Raw genomic sequence first — 18,411 nt, 5'->3', positions numbered from 1 at the left:
CGGACTCGATGGGCGGTGATGTCCCCGGGTCGGGGGAATTCGGGGTGAACTCCACGTCACGACTGCCCCGTTGCGGCAGGATGCGGGCCCATGGACGCCGTACGGGTCGCGTTGCTGCGGGAAGTGCTCGCCGGGACCGAGTGGCTGGGGGCCACCCGGAGGTTCGCGGGGGTGCTGCGCGGCTCGGTGGTGGCGCACGGGGGCGGGCTGCTGCTGGTGGGCACGCCCCGGTACGAGCCCTGGCATCTGGCCGCGCACCTGGTGGACGAGGCGGCCTGGTCGGGCACGCCCGAGCTGGCGCCGACCCTGGTACGGCATCACGCGCGCCCGTCCGACCCCGCGCACCTGGCCGTCGGGCCGGGCCGGATCGCGGCGGCGCGGCGCGGTGAGACCCTGCTGGTCGTGGCGCCCGAGGAGCCCGCGCCGCTGCTGGACCATGTGCATGCGGCCCGGCGGGCCGGGGTGACGGTGCTGGCGCTGGGGGCCGGCGGGGGCGAGCTTGCCGCGATGGCCCATGACACGCTGGCCGTGCCGGAGGGGGCGGAGCTGGACCTGGACAGCGTGCAGCACCTGGTCAGCGCGGCGGCCGGGGAGAACGCGGGCTCCCCGAGGGTCCGCCGGGGCTTCCGTGACCGCCTGTCGAGGCTGGCGGAGATCCTGACGGCACCACCGCCTGCCCCCTGGTGACCTCATCTGCCCGCGCGTCTGCCCGCACGTCTGCCCGCGCGCCGAAAAGCGGTTGCCCCGCCCCCGCCGCGGCCCGAGCATGACCCCTTGTGCTCCGCAACCTCCTCCCCGACCTGGCCCCCTGGAAGGCCTCCGTGGACTTCCGGCGTCTGTGGAAGTCCGGGCTGATCAGCAACTTCGGCAGCTTCCTGACCTTCGTCGCGCTCCCCGTCCAGCTGAAGGACCTCACCGGCTCGGCCGCGGCCGTCGGCGCGATCGGCGCCGTGGAGCTGCTGCCGCTCATCGTGTGCGGGCTCTACGGAGGCGCCCTCGCCGACGCCCTCGACAAGCGGAAGCTCATCGTGTGGACGGAGGCCGGCCAGGGGCTGCTCAGCGCCGCCCTGCTGCTGAACGCCCTGCTGCCGCACCCCGCGGTGTGGCCGCTGTACGCCGTCGCCGCCCTCTCCTCGGCCCTGGTCTCCGTCCAGCGCCCGGCCCTCGACTCCCTGTGGCCCAGGATCGTCGCCCACGACGACATGCCCGCCGCGGCCTCGCTGAACTCGCTGCGCTGGACCGTGGGCGGTGTCGCGGGCCCGGCGCTCGCGGGGGTGGTCGTCGCCTACGCGGGCCTCGGCTGGGCGTACGCCGCCGACCTGCTGACGTTCGCCGTCTCCCTGGTCTACATCGTGCGGATCGCGCCCTCCCCCGCCGCCGAGGCGGCCGTGCGGCCGTCGCTCGGGGCCGTCGCGGAGGGCGCCCGCTACGCCTGGAGCCGCAAGGAACTCCTCGGCACCTACGTCGTCGACCTCGCGGCGATGTTCCTGGCCATGCCGCTCGCCGTGCTGCCGTTCCTCGCCGACGAGCTGCACGCCGACTGGTCGCTCGGGCTGATGTACGCCTCCGTCCCGGCCGGGGCCCTGCTGGTGAGCCTGACCAGCGGCTGGACCTCCCGGATCCACCGGCACGGGCTGCTGGTGGTGCTGGCGGCCGCGGGCTGGGGCCTGGCCGTCGCGGCGGCCGGCGTCTGCGGGAACGTGTGGCTGGTCCTCGTCTTCCTGACCGTCGGCGGCGGCTTCGACATGGTGAGCGGGATCTTCCGGGCCGCGATGTGGAACCAGACGATCCCGGACGAGCTGCGCGGCCGGCTCGCCGGGATCGAGCTGCTGTCCTACTCGGTCGGCCCGCAGCTGGGCCAGGTCCGGGCGGGCGGTCTCGCGGCCTGGGCGGGCGTACGGACCTCCGTCGTCTCCGGCGGGCTGGCGTGCGCGGGCGCCATGGGACTGCTCGCGCTGTGCCTGCCGGGACTCATGACGTACGACGCCCGGACCAACGAGCACGCCCTGCGGATGCGCGAGCGGCGCACGGCCGCGGCACAGGCGTGATCAGCCGGCGTGCTCAGTCCTCGTCGGTGTTCCCGCGGGCACGCGCGTCGTGCCAGCGCGGGTCGTTCTCCCACTGGAGGTTGCGCTCGGCGGCGGTCTCCATCGCGTGCCGGGCCTCGTCCGGGGAGGCGTACGGCCCGAAGCGGTCCTTGCCCGGGCAGTCCGGGCCCTCCTCGACCTTCTTGTGCTCCAGGCAGTAGTACCACTCGCCCGGCTTGCCGGCGGTGCGCTTCTTGAACAGGGCCATGAACAGCTCCTCTCGCCATCGACATGTTCCCCCATCTCCGCTGGATAGACTCGCTGGCATGTCTGGCCAGTCGCTGCTCGTACCGGGGGAGCTGTCCCCCACCCGTTCCGTTCCCGGAAACATCCGCCGCCCCGAGTACGTCGGCAAGCCCGCGCCGGCGCCGTACACCGGGCCGGAGGTGCAGACCGCGGAGACCGTCGAGGCCATGCGGATCGCCGGCCGTATCGCCGCGCGGGCGATGGAGGAGGCCGCGAAGATCATCGCTCCCGGGGTCACCACGGACCAGCTGGACAAGGTCGCCCACGACTACATGTGCGACCACGGCGCCTATCCGTCCACGCTCGGCTACCGCGGCTTCCCGAAGTCCCTGTGCACCTCGGTCAACGAGGTCATCTGTCACGGCATCCCGGACTCGACGGTCCTCAGGGACGGCGACATCGTCAACCTGGACGTGACCGCGTACCTCGGCGGGGTGCACGGCGACAACAACGCCACCTACCTGGTCGGGGACGTGGACGAGGAGTCCCGGCTGCTGGTGGAGCGCACCCGCGAGGCCCTCGCCCGTGCGATCAAGGCCGTCAGGCCGGGCCGGCAGATCAACATCATCGGCCGGGTCATCGAGTCGTACGCCAAGCGCTTCGGCTACGGGGTCGTCCGCGACTTCACCGGCCACGGCATCAACTCGTCCTTCCACTCCGGGCTGATCATCCCGCACTACGACAGCCCGCACGCGACGACGGTCATGCAGCCGGGCATGACCTTCACGATCGAGCCGATGCTGACGCTCGGCACGCACGAGTACGACATGTGGGACGACGGCTGGACGGTCGTCACGAAGGACCGCCGGCGGACCGCCCAGTTCGAGCACACGCTGGTGGTGACGGACACCGGCGCGGACATCCTCACCCTGCCCTAGCGCCCGGACGGCCCGCTCTCCGCGGAGGGCGGGCTTTCTCTTGTAGACTTTTACCGACAGGGTGTCGGCAAAATGCTGGGACGGTCCCATGGACTCCTTCTCGACCCTCATCCGCACCGCGTCGCGCGAACAGCACGTGACCGCGGAGACCGCGCCGTTCATGAGCGACCTGCTCGGCGGCCGGCTCGGCGTGGACGCCTACGCGCGCTACACCGAGCAACTGTGGTTCGTCTACGGGGCCCTGGAGAGCGCGGCCGGGCGCCTGGCGGCGGATCCGGTGGCCGGGCCGTTCATCCGGCCGGAGCTGCTGCGGCTGCCCGCGCTGGAGCGGGACCTGGCGCATCTGCGGGGGCCCGGCTGGCGGGCGGGCCTGAGCGCCCTGCCCGCGACGCGGGCGTACGCGGACCGGGTGCGGGAGTGCGCCGAGCGCTGGCCGGGCGGCTATGTCGCCCACCACTACACCCGCTGCCTCGGCGACCTGTCCGGCGGCCAGATCATCCGGGACCGGGCGGAAAAGACGTGGGGCTTCGCGAAGAAGGGCGACGGGGTGCGCTTCTACGTCTTCGAGGAGGTCTCCAACCCGGCGGCGTTCAAGCGGGGTTACCGCGAACTGCTGGACGGGATCCGGGTGGACGACCTGGAGAAGCAGCGCGTCGTGGGCGAGTGCAAGCGGGCGTTCGCGCTGAACACGGCCGTCTTCGGGGCCCTGGGCGAGGAGTTCCCGCTGTCCGCGTGAGCCCTGGCCGACCGCCCCCCTCGGTGTACGGACGGAGGGGGGCCGGGTCGGGTCAGTACAGGTAGTCGCCGCAGTGGGCGCCGCTCCAGGACACGTGGTTGTAGAGCGAGCTGAGTTCGCCGGCGTACGGGCTGCACACGACCTCGTAGTCGTCCCGGGTGTCGTCGTCGGCGGCGTTGGCCGCCGCCGCGCCGGTGGCGGCCATGGCGGCGGCGAGGACGGTCGCGGCCAGGACGGATCGGATGCGCATGGTGCTCCTCTCGGGGAGGCTGAGTGGTCATGCCCAGAGGTCCCCGCTCGCCCTCACGCGCACACGCGGCTCCACCCGAACGGCGGCCCGGCCGGCCCCCCGGGCACCGGCGTGCGTCAGCGCTCGAGGTGGACGCGCCCGCCGACCTCGATCCACCCGTGCGGCTGGGGAGCGGTGAGGATCTGGGAGCCCGCACCCTGGGTGATGTTCAGCGCCCGGCCCAGCCGGTCGGTCAGCAGCAGGGCCGCCGCACCCGTCGCCTCGTCCTCCTCGATGCCGTCGTCCCGGCCGGGGAAGGCCCGCGCCCGGACCCGGCCGGCCGCCTCGTCCTCCCAGGCCCAGGCGTAGACCCACTCCCCGGGCGGCGGCACGTCGAGGGCGTCCACCTCGGCGGCGCTCGCGTACTGACGCAGGGTGCGCGGCGGCGCCCACTCCGCGCGGGCCTCGATCCAGCTGAACTCGCCGTCCAGCCGCGCCCCGACGACCCCGGCGGGCGTGACGAGTTCGGGCACGTCGAGCAGCCAGGCCGTACCGACGCAGGGGTGACCGGCGAAGGGCAGCCGCAGGGTGGGGGTGTAGATGTCGATCACCCCGCGCTCGGGGTCGTCCACGAACACGGTCTCGCTGAAGCCGAGCTTGCCCGCCAGCGCCTGCCGGTCGTCCCGCTCGGGCAGGACCGACCCGTCACGGACGACCCCGAGTTCGTTGCCGTAGCCGCCGTTCGGTCCGCAGAAGACGCGCAGTACGTCATAGTCAGTCACGCGGGCATTGAAACACCGCCGCCCCGATGAGCGACCCCACGGGGGTGCCGGCGCGCGTCTGCCGCGGAATCCCGCCTTGACTCCCCCTTTACCACGCGATGGCATTCCTTTTGAGCCGACGAGATCAAGCCGTGTCTGTGACCTTTCCGTGAGAGCTGAATCACGACTCGCAGGGGTATGGGTGAGGTAAGCCTCATGTAAGTTAGGGCAGCCTCACCAGACCAGATCCGCTTGGAGCCTGCATGCGAGCCGTCCGACTGACCGTCACCGCCGCCGCCACCGCGGCCGCTCTGACCGCCCTCTCGGCCTGCACCGCGAAGAGCGATGCCAAGGACGGCGACGCCATCCAGGTCACCGCGGCCGACGCGAAGTGCGAGACCTCCGCCAAGTCCGTGCCGGCCGGCCACGTCACCCTCAAGATAGAGAACAAGGGCTCGAAGGCCACCGAGGTCGAGATCCTGTTCCCGGACGACCGGATCGTCTCCGAGAAGGAGAACATCGGCCCGGGCACCAAGTACACGCTGACGGCCGAGGTGAAGGCCGGCTCGTACGAGATCGCCTGCCGCCCCGGCATGAAGGGTCACGGCGTCCGGCAGAAGCTCACCGTGACCGGCGGCGGTTCGGCCGCCCGGCGGGACCCCAAGCTCGACAAGGCCGTCGCCGAGTACCGGCAGTACGCGCAGGACCAGGCCGACGAGACGCTGCCGCTGGTCGAGACCTTCGTGAAGGCCGTCAAGGCCGGTGACGTGGACGCCGCGAAGAAGGCCTACGCGCCCTCGCGCCTGGGCTGGGAGCGCACCGAGCCGGTCGCCGAGTCCTTCGGCGACATCGACCCGAAGGTCGACATCCGCAAGCCCGACCTGGAGGCCGGCCAGAAGTGGACCGGCTGGCACCGCCTGGAGCAGGCCCTGTGGGAGCAGAAGAAGGTCGGTGCCGAGGAGAAGACCATCGCCGACCAGCTGCTCGCCGACCTGAAGGACTGGCAGAAGCGGGTCGGCACCGCCGAGATCACCCCGACCTCCATGGGCAACGGCGCCAAGGAGCTGCTGGACGAGGTCGCCACCGGCAAGGTCACCGGCGAGGAGGAGTTCTACTCGCACACCGACCTCGTCGACTTCAAGGGCAACGTCGAGGGCGCGCAGAAGGCCTACGAGCTGCTCAAGCCGGTCGCCGCGAAGAACGACGCGGCGCTGGCCGGCAAGCTGGACAAGCAGTTCGCGGCGCTGAACACGCTGCTGGACAAGTACCGCTCGGACAAGAACTCCTACGACTTCGTCTCCTACGACAAGGTCGGCAAGGAACAGCGCAAAGAGCTGTCGGACGCGGTGAACGCACTCGCCGAGCCGCTGTCGAAGCTCGCCGCCACGGTCGCGAAGTAAGCAGAACAGGGGCAGGGCGATGACCGAGACGCAGGAGACCAAGGGCGGCAGTCCTTCGCGCCGCGCACTGATCGGCTGGGGCGGGGCCGGGCTCGCGCTCGGTGCCGCCGCGGCCGGTGGCACCGTGGCCATGACCAGGGTCGGCAACGACGTGGACCCGGCCGCCGCCGACACGGGCGGCGCGGTGGAGTTCCACGGCGCCCACCAGGCCGGCATCGCCACCCCGGTGCAGGACCGGCTCCACTTCGCCGCGTTCGACGTAAAGACCGACGACCGCGCCGAGTTCGTGCAGTTGCTCAAGGACTGGACGGAGGCCGCCCGGCGGATGACCGCGGGCCGGACCGTCGGCGAGGGCGCCTACGGCGGGCTCGCCGAGGCCCCGCCGGACGACACCGGCGAGGCGCTCGGGCTCAAGCCGTCCCGGCTGACGCTGACGATCGGGTTCGGCCCGTCGCTCTTCGACAAGTTCGGGCTGCGGGACAAGCGGCCCGCGGCCCTGGTCGACCTGCCCGCGTTCCCCGGCGACAACCTGGACAGGACCCGCACCGGCGGCGACCTGTGCATCCAGGCCTGCGCCGACGACCCGCAGGTCGCCGTGCACGCCATCCGCAACCTGGCCCGCATCGGCTTCGGCAAGGTCGCCGTGCGCTGGTCCCAGCTCGGCTTCGGCAAGACCTCCTCGACCACCCCGGACGCGCAGACCCCGCGCAACCTCTTCGGCTTCAAGGACGGCACCCGCAACATCGCGGGCACCGAGCCCGACCGGCTGAAGAAGTTCGTGTGGGTCGGTGACGGGGACGTCGACGCGAAGTCGGCCTGGATGACCGGCGGGTCGTACCTGGTGGCCCGGCGCATCCGGATGAACATCGAGACCTGGGACCGGACCCCGCTGCAGGAGCAGGAGGACATCTTCGGGCGGGACAAGGGCGAGGGCGCCCCGGTCGGCAAGGCCAAGGAGCACGACGCGCCGTTCCTGAAGGCCATGAAGCCGGACGCGCACGTGCGGCTCGCCCACCCCGACTCCAACGACGGGGTCACCATCCTGCGCCGGGGCTACTCCTTCACGGACGGCACCGACGGCCTCGGCCGCCTGGAAGCCGGCCTGTTCTTCCTCGCCTACCAGCGGGACGTGCGCAAGGGGTTCATCCCGCTGCAGCGCAACCTCTCGGCACACGACGCGCTCAACGAGTACATCCAGCACGTGGGTTCGGCACTCTTCGCGGTTCCCCCGGGCGTCCGGGACTCCGGCGACTGGTGGGGACGCGCGCTGTTCTCGAAGGAGGCGTAGCCCGTGTTCTCCAACTACCTGATCGGCCTGCGTGAGGGGCTGGAGGCGTCGCTCGTCGTCTGCATCCTGATCGCCTACCTGGTCAAGACCGGCCGCAGGGACGCCCTGAAGCCGATCTGGGCGGGCATCGGGATCGCGGTCGCCATCGCGATGGGCTTCGGCTGCGCCCTCGAGTTCGGCTCCCAGGAGATGACGTTCCAGGCGCAGGAGGCGCTCGGCGGCTCGCTGTCCGTCATCGCCGTCGGCCTGGTGACCTGGATGGTGTTCTGGATGCGGCGCACCGCCCGGCACCTGAGGTCGGAGCTGCACGGCAAGCTGGACGCGGCCCTCGCCATGGGCACGGGCGCACTGGTCGCCACCGCGTTCCTCGCCGTGGGCCGGGAGGGTCTGGAGACCGCGCTGTTCGTGTGGGCATCGGTGCACGCGGCCTCCGACGGCACTCCGCGCCCGCTGGTCGGTGTCGCGCTCGGCCTCGCCACCGCGGTCCTCCTCGGCTGGCTGTTCTACCGGGGCGCCCTGAAGATCAACCTGGCCAAGTTCTTCACCTGGACCGGCGGCATGCTGGTCGTGGTCGCGGCGGGCGTGCTGGCGTACGGCTTCCACGACCTTCAGGAGGCCGACTGGGTCCCGGGCATCACCGACCTCGCCTTCGACATCAGCGACACCATCCCGCCGGACAGCTGGTACGGCACCCTGCTCAAGGGCGTGTTCAACTTCCAGCCGGATCCGACGGTCGTCCAGATCACGGTGTGGCTGCTGTACCTGGTCCCGACGCTCGCGATCTTCTTCGCCCCGGTAGGGTTCGCCTCCGGGAAGGGGAAGGTGAAGGAGCCGGATGACCAGGGAACGCAGCCGTCGACGGCTTCGCAGGCGTGACCGTAACGCACTCATAGCGGCCTCGCTGACCGCTTTGTCGCTGACGGCCAGTGGATGCGTGGTGGTGCACGGGGAGCGTGTGATGCTCCCCGCCGCCACCCGCGCCGAGGCCGCCAAGGCACTCACCGCGTTCACGGACGCGTACAACAAGGCCGACAAGGCCTACGACAGCTCTCTGGACGCGCCCTATGTCACCGGCGCCCTCGCCGACATCGACTCCGCGCGGCTGAAGGCGGGCCGTGTCAACAGCCCTTCGGGCAACGCGGCCCACACTCCGCTGAAGCTGACGGACGCGAAGTTCACGATTCCCAAGAAGCCCGGCTGGCCCCGCTGGTTCGTCGCGGACGCCAAGGGCAACAAGGGCGGCGACTTCCGCTGGCTGCTGGTGTTCACCCGTCACGGGCTCGGTGAGCGCTGGCAGGTGGCGTATCTGACGCTCGTGGCGCCCGGTGCCGTACCGCGGTTCAGGACGGACGAGGACGGCTGGGCCGAGGCCGTGCCGGCGGACTCTCCGCAACCGGCGGTGAAGCCGCAGGAGTTGAGCAAGAAGTACACGGCCTACCTCAAGAACGGCGGGACGGACTTCGCGGACGGCCGGAACACCAGCGACCTGCGCGCCGTCCGCAGGAAGGCGGCCAGTAAGCCCGGTCTGGTACGGCAGTTCATCGACGAGCCGCTCACCCGCGGCGACTACGCGCCGCTCGCGCTGCGCACCGCGGACGGCGGGGCGCTGGTGTTCTTCAGCTCGCACCACTACGAGAAGCAGACCGCCGCCGCGGGCGCCTCGGTGCCGGTCCCGAACAAGGACGTGCAGGCCCTGACCAAGGGCGAGGTGAAGCAGTCCCTGACGCTGGAGTCCATCGCCAACGAGGTCGCGCTGGACCCGGCCGGCAGTGGTCCGGTGCGGGTGCTGGGGCAGGTCCAGGGACTGACGTCCGCACAGGGCGAGTGACGAGTGGCCCCCGGACCGGGGCGAGTGACCCCGTCCTCGGGTGGTCTCCCGCTCCGGCTCTCAGTGGCGCAGGGGCCAGGCCGTGCCCGCGTGGTCGGTCTCCGCGTGCCGGGCGCAGGCGTCGGTGAGCGCCTCCAGCAGGCTCAGCGGGTCCGGCAGCGGGTGTTCCGGGCCGCGCACCCAGCGCACCGCCTGCTCGTCGCCGGGCAGCCGGGCGGGCGGGACGAGCACGTAGGAGCCGCGGCAGTGCCAGCGCAGGCCCGGGTGCTCGTCCATGGTCTCGGGATGGCAGTCCAGCTCGCACGGCCACCACTCGTCCTCGTCCTCGGGGGTGCCGCGGGTGAGGGCGAAGAAGAGCATGCGGCCGTCGTCGCTCTCGGCGACCGGGCCGACCTCGACCCCGGCGCCGAGCAGCCGCTCCAGGGCCTCGCGGCCGGCCTCCAGGGGTACGTCCAGGACGTCGTGCACCATGCCGGTGGCGGTGATGAAGTTGGCCTGCGGCTGGTGCCGGGCCCAGCGCTCGATCTGGCCGCGGTCCGTCGTGGACTGCGTCTGCCAGGCGAACGACACCGGGTGCCGGGCCGGGGTGGGGCAGCCGACGCGGTCGCAGGAACAGCGGTAGTCCGGGGCGGGGTGCGCGGCGGGGGCCAGCGGCAGGCCCGCGCCGGCGGCGGCGAGCAGCAGGGCCTCACGGCCGTCGTCGCCGACGGCCTCCTTCGGGCGGCGTCCGAGCAGCCACTGGGAGAGTTTGCCCTGCCGGCCGGTCCGGCCGCCGAACGTCGCGCTCATCTATCCCCTAGATCTGGTGGTCGCCTCGCTGGTGTGCGCACAGCATGCCTCATGGTCCCACCTTTGCGTGCTTCGGGGGGCCGGTGGGCGAATACGGGGGATGCGGGCGAGACGTGCCTCACAGACCGGCGGCGGTTTCGCCTCGGGCGGTGATCCGGCCGGGACGGGGACGGCTGATCACCGCGGTGCGATGCCGCGCAGGGCGTACTCGACCAGTGTGTCCGTGTACGCGTACGAGATCGGGCCGGTGTGCTGCAGCCAGCGTTGCGCGAGGGGCGAGACGAACAGCTCCAGGGCGATGCGCGGGTCCACGTCGGACCGTACGTCCCCGGCGTCCTGGGCGGACCGCAACCGGTCCACGTACAGCTGCAGCTGCGGTTCGAGGAGCTTGGTGACGAACTCCCGCCCGAGCTGCTCGTTGACCAGCCCCTCCGCGGCCAGCGCCCGCGCCGGCGCCTCGAAGCGGGGGTCGAGCAGTTCGTCGACCGTGGCCCGCAGCACCGCCTTGAGGTCGGCGGCGAGGTCTCCGGTGTCCGGAAGGGCGTGGGTGTCCTGCCCCGCCGCCCGGGCCGCCTGCTCGCCGAGGTCCAGGAAGGCCTCCAGCAGCACGTCCGCCTTGGAGGACCACCAGCGGTAGATGGTCTGCTTGCCGACCCCGGCCCGGGCGGCGATGCCCTCGACGGTGGTCTTCGGGTAGCCGACCTCGCCGACCAGGGCGAGGGCGGCGGCGTAGATCGCCCGGCGGGACTTCTCGCTGCGGCGGGTGACGTCGGGGGCGGGCTTCTTGACCATGGGGTCGAAAGTAACAAGGCGCGACGAGGGGCTCCTACGACAGGGAGTCCCGCGGCGGCCAGGCATCGCCCCAGTCGGCGTCCCGGGCCGCCTTGTACAGGTCGCCGTGGCGTTTGGTGACCGTCGTGCGGCGCAGCCGCTCGTCGGCCTCGCACAGGTCGAGCAGCACCTGGCCCTTGCGGATCTGCGGGCGCCGGACCACGCGGGCGGGGGCCGGCTCGGCGGGCAGCCGGGTGGCGGCGACGTAGGAGAACTTCTCGTCCTCGTAGGCCAGCGAGCCGCCCTTGACCTGGCGGTGCAGGGAGGAACGGCCGACCCGGGCGGAGAAGTGGCACCAGTCCTGGCCGGGCACGATCGGGCAGGCGGCGCTGTGCGGGCAGGGTGCCGCGACGCGGAATCCGGCCCCGATCAGGCGGTCGCGGGCCTCGATGACGCGGGCGTATCCGGCGGGGGTGCCGGCCTCCACGATCACGACGGCCTGCGCGGCGGTGGCGGCGGCGTCGACGAGGGCGGTGCGGTCGGCCTCGGAGAGTTCGTTGAGGACGTAGGACACCGTGACCAGGTCGGTGGTGTCGAGGGTGAGGCCCGAGCCGATCCGGGCGCGCTGCCAGCGGGTCTCCTTCAGGGCCGGGTTCGCGGCGGCGATCTCCCGGCCCAGGGCGAGCGCGGGCTCGGCCCAGTCCAGCACGGTGACGCCGCGCTCGCCGGGCCAGGTCGCCGAGACGGCCCAGGTGGCGGCGCCGGTGCCGCCGCCGACGTCGACATGGCTGCCGGGCGTCCAGTCGGGCACCGCCTCGGCGAACGCCTCCAGTGCCGACCGCACCGCCTCGAAGGTGGCGGGCATGCGGTAGGCGGCGTAGGCGGCCACGTCGGCGCGGTCGCGGAGGATCGGCGCGTCGGTGGGGGTGGCTCCGCGGTAGTTGGCGATCAGCCGGTCCACGGCGGCGGCCATCTCCGTGGGGGGCAGCCCGTCGAGCAGGTCGGCCAGTGCGGTGCGGAGGGGGTCGTTCACCCGGCGATTCTATGGCGCCCGGTGTGGGTGCCCGCCTGGCCGGCCCCCGGGCAGACCGGTATCAGATCACCGCCCTGGCCAGATGCGTGCCCATCAGGGCCCGGGGCCGGCTGTCCGGCGGCCGGCGCCTCGGGTGGACCGTGTTGGCCAGCAGGACCAGGAAGGTGTCCGTCGCCGGGTCCAGGACCAGGGACGTGCCGGTGAAGCCGGTGTGGCCCGCCGCGCCCCGGCCGGCCAGCTCGCCCATGAACCAGGGCTGGTCCAGGGCGAAGCCCAGCCCCGGCGGGGTGAACAGCAGTTCCACGAAGTCGGGGCCGAGGATGCGCGCGGGGCCGTAGGAGCCGCCCGCGAGCAGGGCCCGGCAGAAGACCGCAAGGTCGCCCGCGGTGGAGAACAGGCCCGCGTGCCCGGCGACCCCGCCGAGCGCCCAGGCGTTCTCGTCGTGGACCACGCCCCGCAGCAGGCCCCGGTCGGCCTTGGCCCACGGCCGGCGCTGGTCCTCGGTGGCCGCCGCGCCCGGGCGGGGTCCGAAGGAGGTGGCGGTCATGCCGAGCGGCCGGGTGATGCCGTCCTCGACGAGGACGTCGAGGGTGCGGCCGGTGATGCACTCCAGCACGTGCTGCAGCAGGAGCATGTTCAGGTCCGAGTACAGGTACGTGCCCGGCTCTCCGGTCGGGGCCTCCGCCCGCAGCATGGCCAGCCTGGCCTCGTCGTCCGGGCAGTCGTACAGGGGCAGTTCCGGGCGCAGCCCGGAGGTGTGGGTGAGCAGCTGCCGCACGGTGATGCCGTAAGCGGCGGCGGCCCGGAAGTCGGGCAGGTAGTCCCCGATCCGGGCGTCCATGCCGAGGGTGCCGCGCTCGATCTGCTGCACGGCGGCGACGGACGTGAACAGCTTGGTGAGGGAGGCCAGGTCGAAGGGCGTGCCGACGGTGGCCGGGACCCGGGCGGCGGCCGGCAGCTCGACGCCGGTGTCGGTCCCGGCGTCGTAGGAGGCGTAGCGCACCGCCCAGCCCGCGGCCTCGGCCACGGCGATCACGGGTCCGCGGCCGGCCAGCACGACGGCGCCGGCCGCCCAGGGGCGCTCTCCGGCGGTGAGGGCGTGCGCCTGGCCGGCCAGGTGCCCGAGTTCGACGGGATCGAGCCCGGCCCGTTCCGGTGTGCCGGCCCGCAGTCTGGGTGCGCTCAGTTCTCGTCTCCCTCCGACCCCGCACGTGTGTTCCCGCGTGTGTTCCAGGGACGGCACATTCCCACGAAGCAGGCCGCCGCGACCAGTGCTCCGGAAAGTTGCACGACCGCCATGGGCACCGCGGTGTGCTCTCCGGCTACCCCGACCAGGGGGGAGGCGAGCGCGCCGACGAGGAAGGAGGAGGTGCCGAGCAGCGCGGAGGCGGAGCCGGCGGCGTGCCGGGTGCGCAGCAGGGCGAGGGACTGGGCGTTGGGCAGGGTGATGCCCATCGCGGACATCAGGACGAAGAGCGCGGCGGCCACGGGGGCGAGGCCGACCTCGCCGAGGACGCCGGCGGACATCAGCAGCAGGGCGGTCGAGGCGAGCACGATCACCGCCAGGCCGGCCGCGAGCACCTTGTCCAGGCCGACCCGGCCGACCAGCACCTTGCCGTTGATCTGTCCGGCGGCCACCAGTCCGACGGAGTTCAGGCCGAACAGCAGGCTGAAGGTCTGCGGGGAGGCGCCGTAGATCTCCTGGATCACGAAGGGGGAGGCGCTCACGTAGGCGAACAGCGCGGCGAAGGCGAAGCCGCCCGCGAGCATGTAGCCGGTGAAGGGCAGGTCGGCGAGGAGGCGGCGCATGGCGCGCAGGGCCTCCCCCACTCCCCCGCTGTGCCGCTCGGCGGGCGGCAGGGTCTCCGGCAGCCGTACCCAGACCAGCGCGGTGAGCACGGCGCCGACCACCGTGAGCACCACGAACACGCCCCGCCAGTCGGTCACCCTCAGGAGCTGCCCGCCGATGAGCGGCGCCACGATGGGGGCGGCCCCGGAGATCAGCATCAGGGTGGAGAAGAACCGGGCCATGGCGACCCCGTCGTAGAGGTCGCGTACGACGGCCCGCGCGATGACGACCCCGGCCGCGCCGGCGAGGCCCTGCACCAGCCGGAAGGCGATCAGCGTCCCGGCGGTGGGTGCGAGGGCGCACAGAGCGGTGGCGACGAGGTAGCCGGCGAGGCCGATGAGCAGCGGGCGGCGGCGGCCCCAGCGGTCGCTCATGGGCCCCACGACGAGTTGCCCGAGTCCCAGGCCGGCCATGCAGGCGGTGAGGGTGAGCTGGACGGTGACGGCGGGGGCGTGCAGGGAGCGGGTGACCTCCGGCAGGGACGGGAGGTACATGTCCATCGCGAGCGGGGTCGTCGCGGTGAGGCAGCCGAGCAGGAAGGTGACGAGCGCTCCGGTCCGGTGCGGGACGCGGACCGGTGGCGGTGCGGGGGTGGAGCCGTGTTCCCTTTCCGGTGTCGATGCCGCCGCGTGCTCGGGCATGTGCCCCTCCCTCTCCTGCTGAACCGGCACCTATGCTCTCAGCTCGTACAGGCTGCCGAGGCACATACGAACGAGGGCGGGGCGGGATGGCGGAGCAGAGCGTGCGGTGGGGGATCCTGGCGACCGGCGGGATCGCGGCGGCTTTCGCGGCGGACCTGGTGGACCTGTCCGGGCCGGGCGCGGAGATCGTGGCGGTGGCCTCGCGCAGGCGGGAGTCGGCGGAGGCGTTCGCCGAGCGGTTCGGGGTGGAGCGGGCGTACGGCGACTGGGAGTCGCTGGCGGCGGACCAGGACGTCGACGTCGTCTACGTCGCGACCCCGCACTCGGCGCACCGGGGGGCGGCCGGGATGTGCCTGGAGGCGGGCCGGCACGTGCTGTGCGAGAAGCCGTTCACGCTCAACCTGCGCGAGGCGGAGGAACTCGTCGCGCTGGCGCGGGAGCACGACCGCTTCCTGATGGAGGCGATGTGGATGTACTGCAACCCGCTGGTGCGGCGGCTGAAGGCGCTGGTGGACGACGGGGCGATCGGCGAGGTGCGCAGCGTGCAGGCCGACTTCGGGCTGGCCGGGCCCTTCCCGGCCGCGCACCGGCTGCGGGACCCGGCGCTGGGCGGCGGGGCGCTGCTGGATCTGGGCGTGTACCCGGTGTCGTTCGCCCAGCTGCTGCTGGGCGAGCCGGACGGGATCGCCGCGAGCGCGGTGCTCTCGGCGGAGGGCGTCGATCTGCAGACGGGCGCCCTGCTGTCCTGGGAGAGCGGGGCGCTGGCCTCGGTGCACTGCTCGATCGTCGGCGGTACGGGCGGCACCGCCTCGGTGACCGGCTCGCGCGGCCGGATCGACGTGCCGTCGGGTTTCTTCCATCCCGAGCGGTTCGTGCTGCACCGCGACGGCCGGGCGCCCGAGGAGTTCGTCGCCGACCCGGCCGACGGGCCGCGCAGCAGCCTCCGGCACGAGGCCGAGGAGGTCATGCGGGCGCTGCGGGCCGGTGAGAAGGAGTCGCCGCTGGTGCCGCTCGCGGGCACGCTGGCCGTGATGCGGACGCTCGACGCGATCCGGGACCGCGTCGGCGTCCGCTACCCCGGGGAGACGGGCGAGCCGCTGCTCACGCCGGCTTGAGCCCCGGCTCCCCCACCTCCGTCACGAAGGACGCGGCCGTCGTGGCCGGCGCCCCGGGCCTGGTCACGTACGGCACGGTCCTGAAGTCGGCCCGCGCCTGCTCGCGGCCCAGCTCGACGGTCACGTAGCCGCGCCGGCCGTTGTAGAATCTCAGGTGCGGGTTGGCGGTCATGTACGTGTTCCAGTTCGACGGCTTCTCGGAGCCGTCCCTGCCGCTGGAGATCGAGGTGGCGACGATCTCCGTGCCCAGGGTGCGGGAGGCGGGGTCGTCGAAGTCGTCCTTGATGTCGAAGGCGTACCCGACGTGCACGTCGCCGGTGAGCACCATGAGGTTGTCGATGCCGGTGGACCTCACGCCGTCGAGGACGCGGCGCCGGGAGGCCCGGTAACCGTCCCAGGCGTCCATGGACAGCTTGGCGACCGGGTTCAGGTCGAGCTTGCGCTGGGAGAAGGTGACCTGCTGCGGGACGACGTTCCACAGGGCCCGCGAGCTGCGCCAGCCGTCGATCAGCCAGCGCTCCTGGGTGGCGCCGGTCAGGGTGCGGGCCGGGTCGTCGATGTCGGGGCCGGGCAGCTGGGCGCCGTCGCCGTAGGCCTGGTCGGAGCGGTACTGGCGGGTGTCCAGGATGTCGAACTGGGCGAGCCGGCCCCAGTGCAGGCGGCGGTAGAGCTGCATGTCGGGGCCGGAGGGGCGCTGGGGGCGGCGCAGCGGCTGGTGCTCCCAGTAGGCGCGGTAGGCGGAGGCGCGGCGCAGCAGGAACTCCTCCGCGGAGCCGTTGTCCTCCGGGGTGTCGTCGGCGTAGTTGTTCTCGGTCTCGTGGTCGTCCCAGGTGACGACGAAGGGGTGCGCGGCGTGCGCGGCCATCAGGTCCGGGTCGGACTTGAACAGGGCGTAGCGCAGCCGGTAGTCCTCCAGGGTCACCGTCTCGCGGTTGTAGAGGGCCGGGAGGGTGCGGTCGGTGTAGTTGCGGGAGTTGCCGGTGGCGTTGACCGCGTACTCGTACAGGTAGTCGCCGAGGTGGAAGACGACGTCGACGTCGTCCTCGGCGAGGTGGCGGTAGGCGGTGTAGTAGCCGTCGGCGTAGGCCTGGCAGGAGACGGCGGCCAGGGTGAGCGCGGCGGTGCGGCTGCCGGGCAGCGGGGCGGTGCGGGTGCGGCCGGTGGGGCTGAGCCAGTCGCCGGCCCGGAAGCGGTGGAAGAAGACGCGGTCCGCTTCGAGGTGGGAGACCTCGACGTGGACGGTGTGGCTGAACTCGGGGTGGGCGGGGGCGGTACCGCGTCGGACGATCCGGCGGAAGTGCTCGTCGTGGGCCAGCTCCCAGTGCACGGTGACGCGCTGCGCGGGCAGTCCGCCGTCGGGCTGGTACGGCTGCGGGGCCAGTCGGGTCCACAGCAGGACCGAGCCGGGCAGCGGGTCGCCGGAGGCCACACCCAGCGTGAAGGGGTTGTCGGTGATCTTCCTGGCGTCGAACTCGGCGGCGGCCGCGGTGCCGGCGGCGGGCAGGTTCACGGCGAAGGCGAGCGCGGCGGCGGCACCGGTGACGGTGAGGAAGCGGCGCCGGCCGATGTGGCGGGCGGCGGCGCGCAGTTCGGGGGCGTGCTGGGACGGGCGTGCTGGGGGTGTCATCCGGTCCTCCCCTGTCGCGATGGATGCAGGGGGCAGTTGACAAGGCCGGATCAACCCCGACGGGGCAGGCGCCTGGCAGGCTCATGACGTTCGCATGGCGGAATGATGAGTTCCGGGCTCTGGACGCTCACCTACGCTACGGATCATGACTACCGAGCGAACTGCCCCGCCCTCCCGTATCGCCGTCGTCACCGGCGCCGGTTCCGGCATCGGCCGCGCGGTCGCCGTCGAGCTGCTGCGCGCGGGCTGGTCGGTGGCACTGGCCGGCCGCCGTGCCGAGACCCTGGAGGAGACGGCGGCGCTGGTGCCGGAGGGGGCCGCGCTGGCCGTGCGCACCGACGTCTCCCGGCCCGAGGACGTGGAAGCCCTGTTCTCGGCGACCGTGGACCGGTTCGGGCGGGTGGACCTGCTGTTCAACAACGCGGGGACCTTCGGGCCCGGCGGGGTCCCCGTCGAGGAACTGCCCTACGATGCCTGGCGGCACGTGGTGGACACCAACCTCAACGGGGCGTTCCTGTGCGCGCAGGCTGCGTACCGGCGGATGAAGGAGCAGGACCCGCAGGGCGGCCGGATCATCAACAACGGTTCGATCTCGGCCCACACGCCCCGGCCGCACTCGGTGGCCTACACCGCGACCAAGCACGCGCTGACCGGTCTGACCAAGTCGCTGTCGCTGGACGGGCGGCCGTACCGGATCACGGTCGGGCAGATCGACATCGGCAACGCGGCCACGGACATGACGGCCCGGATGCAGACCGGTGCGCTCCAGGCGAACGGCGAGGTGGCCCCGGAACCGGTGATGGACGTGGCGGACGTGGCGCGCACCGTGCGGCACATGGCCGAGCTGCCGCTGGAGGCGAACGTGCAGTTCGCGACGGTACTGGCGACGGCGATGCCGTACATCGGGCGGGGCTGACGCTACTTACACAAACGGAATTCGAACATCCGCGGTATTGCGGCCGGTCGGGCGCATATGCTCAACTTTCCTCCACGAGAGCTTCACAGTTGGAGCACATGCGTTCCGTGGCCACACCGAGGGGGGAGGGCGGCGGCCGTTCCACCGGACCGGAGTTGGGGGTGGACCTCGCGAGGGACCGCGAGGTACGCACCGGTCGGTGGAACGGCCGCCGCAC

The 18,411-nt window shown here is 72.6% G+C and carries 19 protein-coding genes; 10 read left to right on the top strand and 9 right to left on the bottom strand.

The window, feature by feature from the left end; genetic code table 11:
- The first annotated feature begins 90 nt into the window (after positions 1–90).
- Both ACZ5CW_RS32415 and ACZ5CW_RS32410 read left to right on the top strand, forming a co-directional pair.
- A complete protein-coding gene (locus ACZ5CW_RS32415; protein WP_468607680.1) occupies positions 91–687 on the top strand; it encodes a hypothetical protein in 597 nt (198 codons plus the stop codon).
- Between the two features lie 89 nt (positions 688–776).
- Positions 777–2,048 (top strand): MFS transporter, encoded by a 1,272-nt coding sequence (locus tag ACZ5CW_RS32410; protein WP_468607678.1) that lies wholly within the window; start codon positions 777–779, stop codon positions 2,046–2,048.
- Between the two features lie 13 nt (positions 2,049–2,061).
- On the opposite strand, the gene ACZ5CW_RS32405 is transcribed toward ACZ5CW_RS32410, so the two are convergent.
- Positions 2,062–2,295 (bottom strand): hypothetical protein, encoded by a 234-nt coding sequence (locus ACZ5CW_RS32405; RefSeq protein ID WP_468607676.1) that lies wholly within the window; start codon positions 2,293–2,295, stop codon positions 2,062–2,064.
- A gap of 58 nt (positions 2,296–2,353) precedes the next feature.
- Between ACZ5CW_RS32405 and map the strand changes: the two genes are divergently transcribed.
- The gene (gene map / locus ACZ5CW_RS32400) at positions 2,354–3,211 is read left to right on the top strand and encodes a type I methionyl aminopeptidase (RefSeq protein ID WP_468607674.1); all 858 of its coding nucleotides are present in this window, start codon (positions 2,354–2,356) and stop codon (positions 3,209–3,211) included.
- 88 nt (positions 3,212–3,299) lie between these two features.
- Entirely contained in the window at positions 3,300–3,947 is a 648-nt protein-coding gene (locus ACZ5CW_RS32395) for a biliverdin-producing heme oxygenase (protein WP_468607672.1), read from the top strand.
- 52 nt (positions 3,948–3,999) lie between these two features.
- Here ACZ5CW_RS32395 and ACZ5CW_RS32390 read toward each other — a convergent pair whose 3' ends face one another.
- Together ACZ5CW_RS32390 and ACZ5CW_RS32385 are read right to left on the bottom strand one after the other, a co-directional pair.
- On the bottom strand, positions 4,000–4,197 hold the full coding sequence (locus tag ACZ5CW_RS32390) for a hypothetical protein (protein WP_468607670.1): 198 nt from the start codon (positions 4,195–4,197) through the stop codon (positions 4,000–4,002).
- A gap of 116 nt (positions 4,198–4,313) precedes the next feature.
- Positions 4,314–4,958, bottom strand: coding sequence for a PhzF family phenazine biosynthesis protein (locus ACZ5CW_RS32385; protein ID WP_468607668.1), 645 nt, complete (start codon positions 4,956–4,958; stop codon positions 4,314–4,316).
- 242 nt (positions 4,959–5,200) lie between these two features.
- On the opposite strand from ACZ5CW_RS32385, the gene efeO reads away from it, so the two are divergent.
- The 4 genes from efeO to ACZ5CW_RS32365 are packed head-to-tail and all read left to right on the top strand — an operon-like array spanning position 5,201 to position 9,453.
- The gene (gene efeO / locus ACZ5CW_RS32380; protein ID WP_468607666.1) at positions 5,201–6,337 is read left to right on the top strand and encodes an iron uptake system protein EfeO; all 1,137 of its coding nucleotides are present in this window, start codon (positions 5,201–5,203) and stop codon (positions 6,335–6,337) included.
- 19 nt (positions 6,338–6,356) lie between these two features.
- On the top strand, positions 6,357–7,625 hold the full coding sequence (efeB, locus tag ACZ5CW_RS32375) for an iron uptake transporter deferrochelatase/peroxidase subunit (RefSeq protein ID WP_468607664.1): 1,269 nt from the start codon (positions 6,357–6,359) through the stop codon (positions 7,623–7,625).
- Positions 7,626–7,628: 3 nt separating this feature from the next.
- Positions 7,629–8,501 carry an iron uptake transporter permease EfeU gene (gene efeU, locus ACZ5CW_RS32370; protein WP_468607662.1) on the top strand — a complete coding sequence of 291 codons (873 nt, stop codon included), beginning with the start codon at positions 7,629–7,631 and terminating at the stop codon, positions 8,499–8,501.
- A complete protein-coding gene (locus ACZ5CW_RS32365; RefSeq protein ID WP_468607660.1) occupies positions 8,461–9,453 on the top strand; it encodes an SCO2278 family lipoprotein in 993 nt (330 codons plus the stop codon). The genes efeU and ACZ5CW_RS32365 overlap by 41 nt, the downstream gene beginning before the upstream one ends.
- A gap of 60 nt (positions 9,454–9,513) precedes the next feature.
- Here ACZ5CW_RS32365 and ACZ5CW_RS32360 read toward each other — a convergent pair whose 3' ends face one another.
- The 5 genes from ACZ5CW_RS32360 to ACZ5CW_RS32340 all read right to left on the bottom strand — a co-directional run bounded on the left by ACZ5CW_RS32360 (position 9,514) and on the right by ACZ5CW_RS32340 (position 14,536).
- Positions 9,514–10,242 carry a bifunctional DNA primase/polymerase gene (locus ACZ5CW_RS32360; protein WP_468607658.1) on the bottom strand — a complete coding sequence of 243 codons (729 nt, stop codon included), beginning with the start codon at positions 10,240–10,242 and terminating at the stop codon, positions 9,514–9,516.
- Between the two features lie 177 nt (positions 10,243–10,419).
- Positions 10,420–11,034, bottom strand: a complete 615-nt coding sequence (locus ACZ5CW_RS32355) for a TetR/AcrR family transcriptional regulator (RefSeq protein ID WP_468607656.1) — start codon at positions 11,032–11,034, stop codon at positions 10,420–10,422.
- A 34-nt stretch (positions 11,035–11,068) separates the two neighbouring features.
- Positions 11,069–11,986 carry a small ribosomal subunit Rsm22 family protein gene (locus ACZ5CW_RS32350; protein WP_468607836.1) on the bottom strand — a complete coding sequence of 306 codons (918 nt, stop codon included), beginning with the start codon at positions 11,984–11,986 and terminating at the stop codon, positions 11,069–11,071.
- 121 nt (positions 11,987–12,107) lie between these two features.
- Positions 12,108–13,289 (bottom strand): serine hydrolase domain-containing protein, encoded by a 1,182-nt coding sequence (locus tag ACZ5CW_RS32345; RefSeq protein WP_468607654.1) that lies wholly within the window; start codon positions 13,287–13,289, stop codon positions 12,108–12,110.
- Positions 13,229–14,536, bottom strand: coding sequence for a multidrug effflux MFS transporter (locus tag ACZ5CW_RS32340; protein WP_468607652.1), 1,308 nt, complete (start codon positions 14,534–14,536; stop codon positions 13,229–13,231). Before ACZ5CW_RS32340 ends, ACZ5CW_RS32345 begins: the two co-directional genes overlap by 61 nt.
- A gap of 86 nt (positions 14,537–14,622) precedes the next feature.
- Here ACZ5CW_RS32340 and ACZ5CW_RS32335 point away from each other — a divergent pair, with 86 nt between their 5' ends.
- The gene (locus tag ACZ5CW_RS32335) at positions 14,623–15,651 is read left to right on the top strand and encodes a Gfo/Idh/MocA family protein (protein ID WP_468607650.1); all 1,029 of its coding nucleotides are present in this window, start codon (positions 14,623–14,625) and stop codon (positions 15,649–15,651) included.
- Here the strand turns inward: ACZ5CW_RS32335 and ACZ5CW_RS32330 are convergent.
- Positions 15,638–17,278 (bottom strand): alkaline phosphatase D family protein, encoded by a 1,641-nt coding sequence (locus tag ACZ5CW_RS32330; RefSeq protein WP_468607648.1) that lies wholly within the window; start codon positions 17,276–17,278, stop codon positions 15,638–15,640. The two genes, ACZ5CW_RS32335 and ACZ5CW_RS32330, sit on opposite strands and share 14 nt — an antisense overlap.
- Before the next feature lie 145 nt (positions 17,279–17,423).
- Here ACZ5CW_RS32330 and ACZ5CW_RS32325 point away from each other — a divergent pair, with 145 nt between their 5' ends.
- A complete protein-coding gene (locus tag ACZ5CW_RS32325; protein ID WP_468607646.1) occupies positions 17,424–18,194 on the top strand; it encodes an SDR family oxidoreductase in 771 nt (256 codons plus the stop codon).
- Positions 18,195–18,411: the final 217 nt, after the last annotated feature.

This window comes from Streptomyces sp. NPDC031379, from assembly GCF_055569615.1.
The sequence above is the reverse complement of the archived record's forward strand: the minus strand, read 5'-3'. Positions and strand labels throughout refer to the sequence as shown.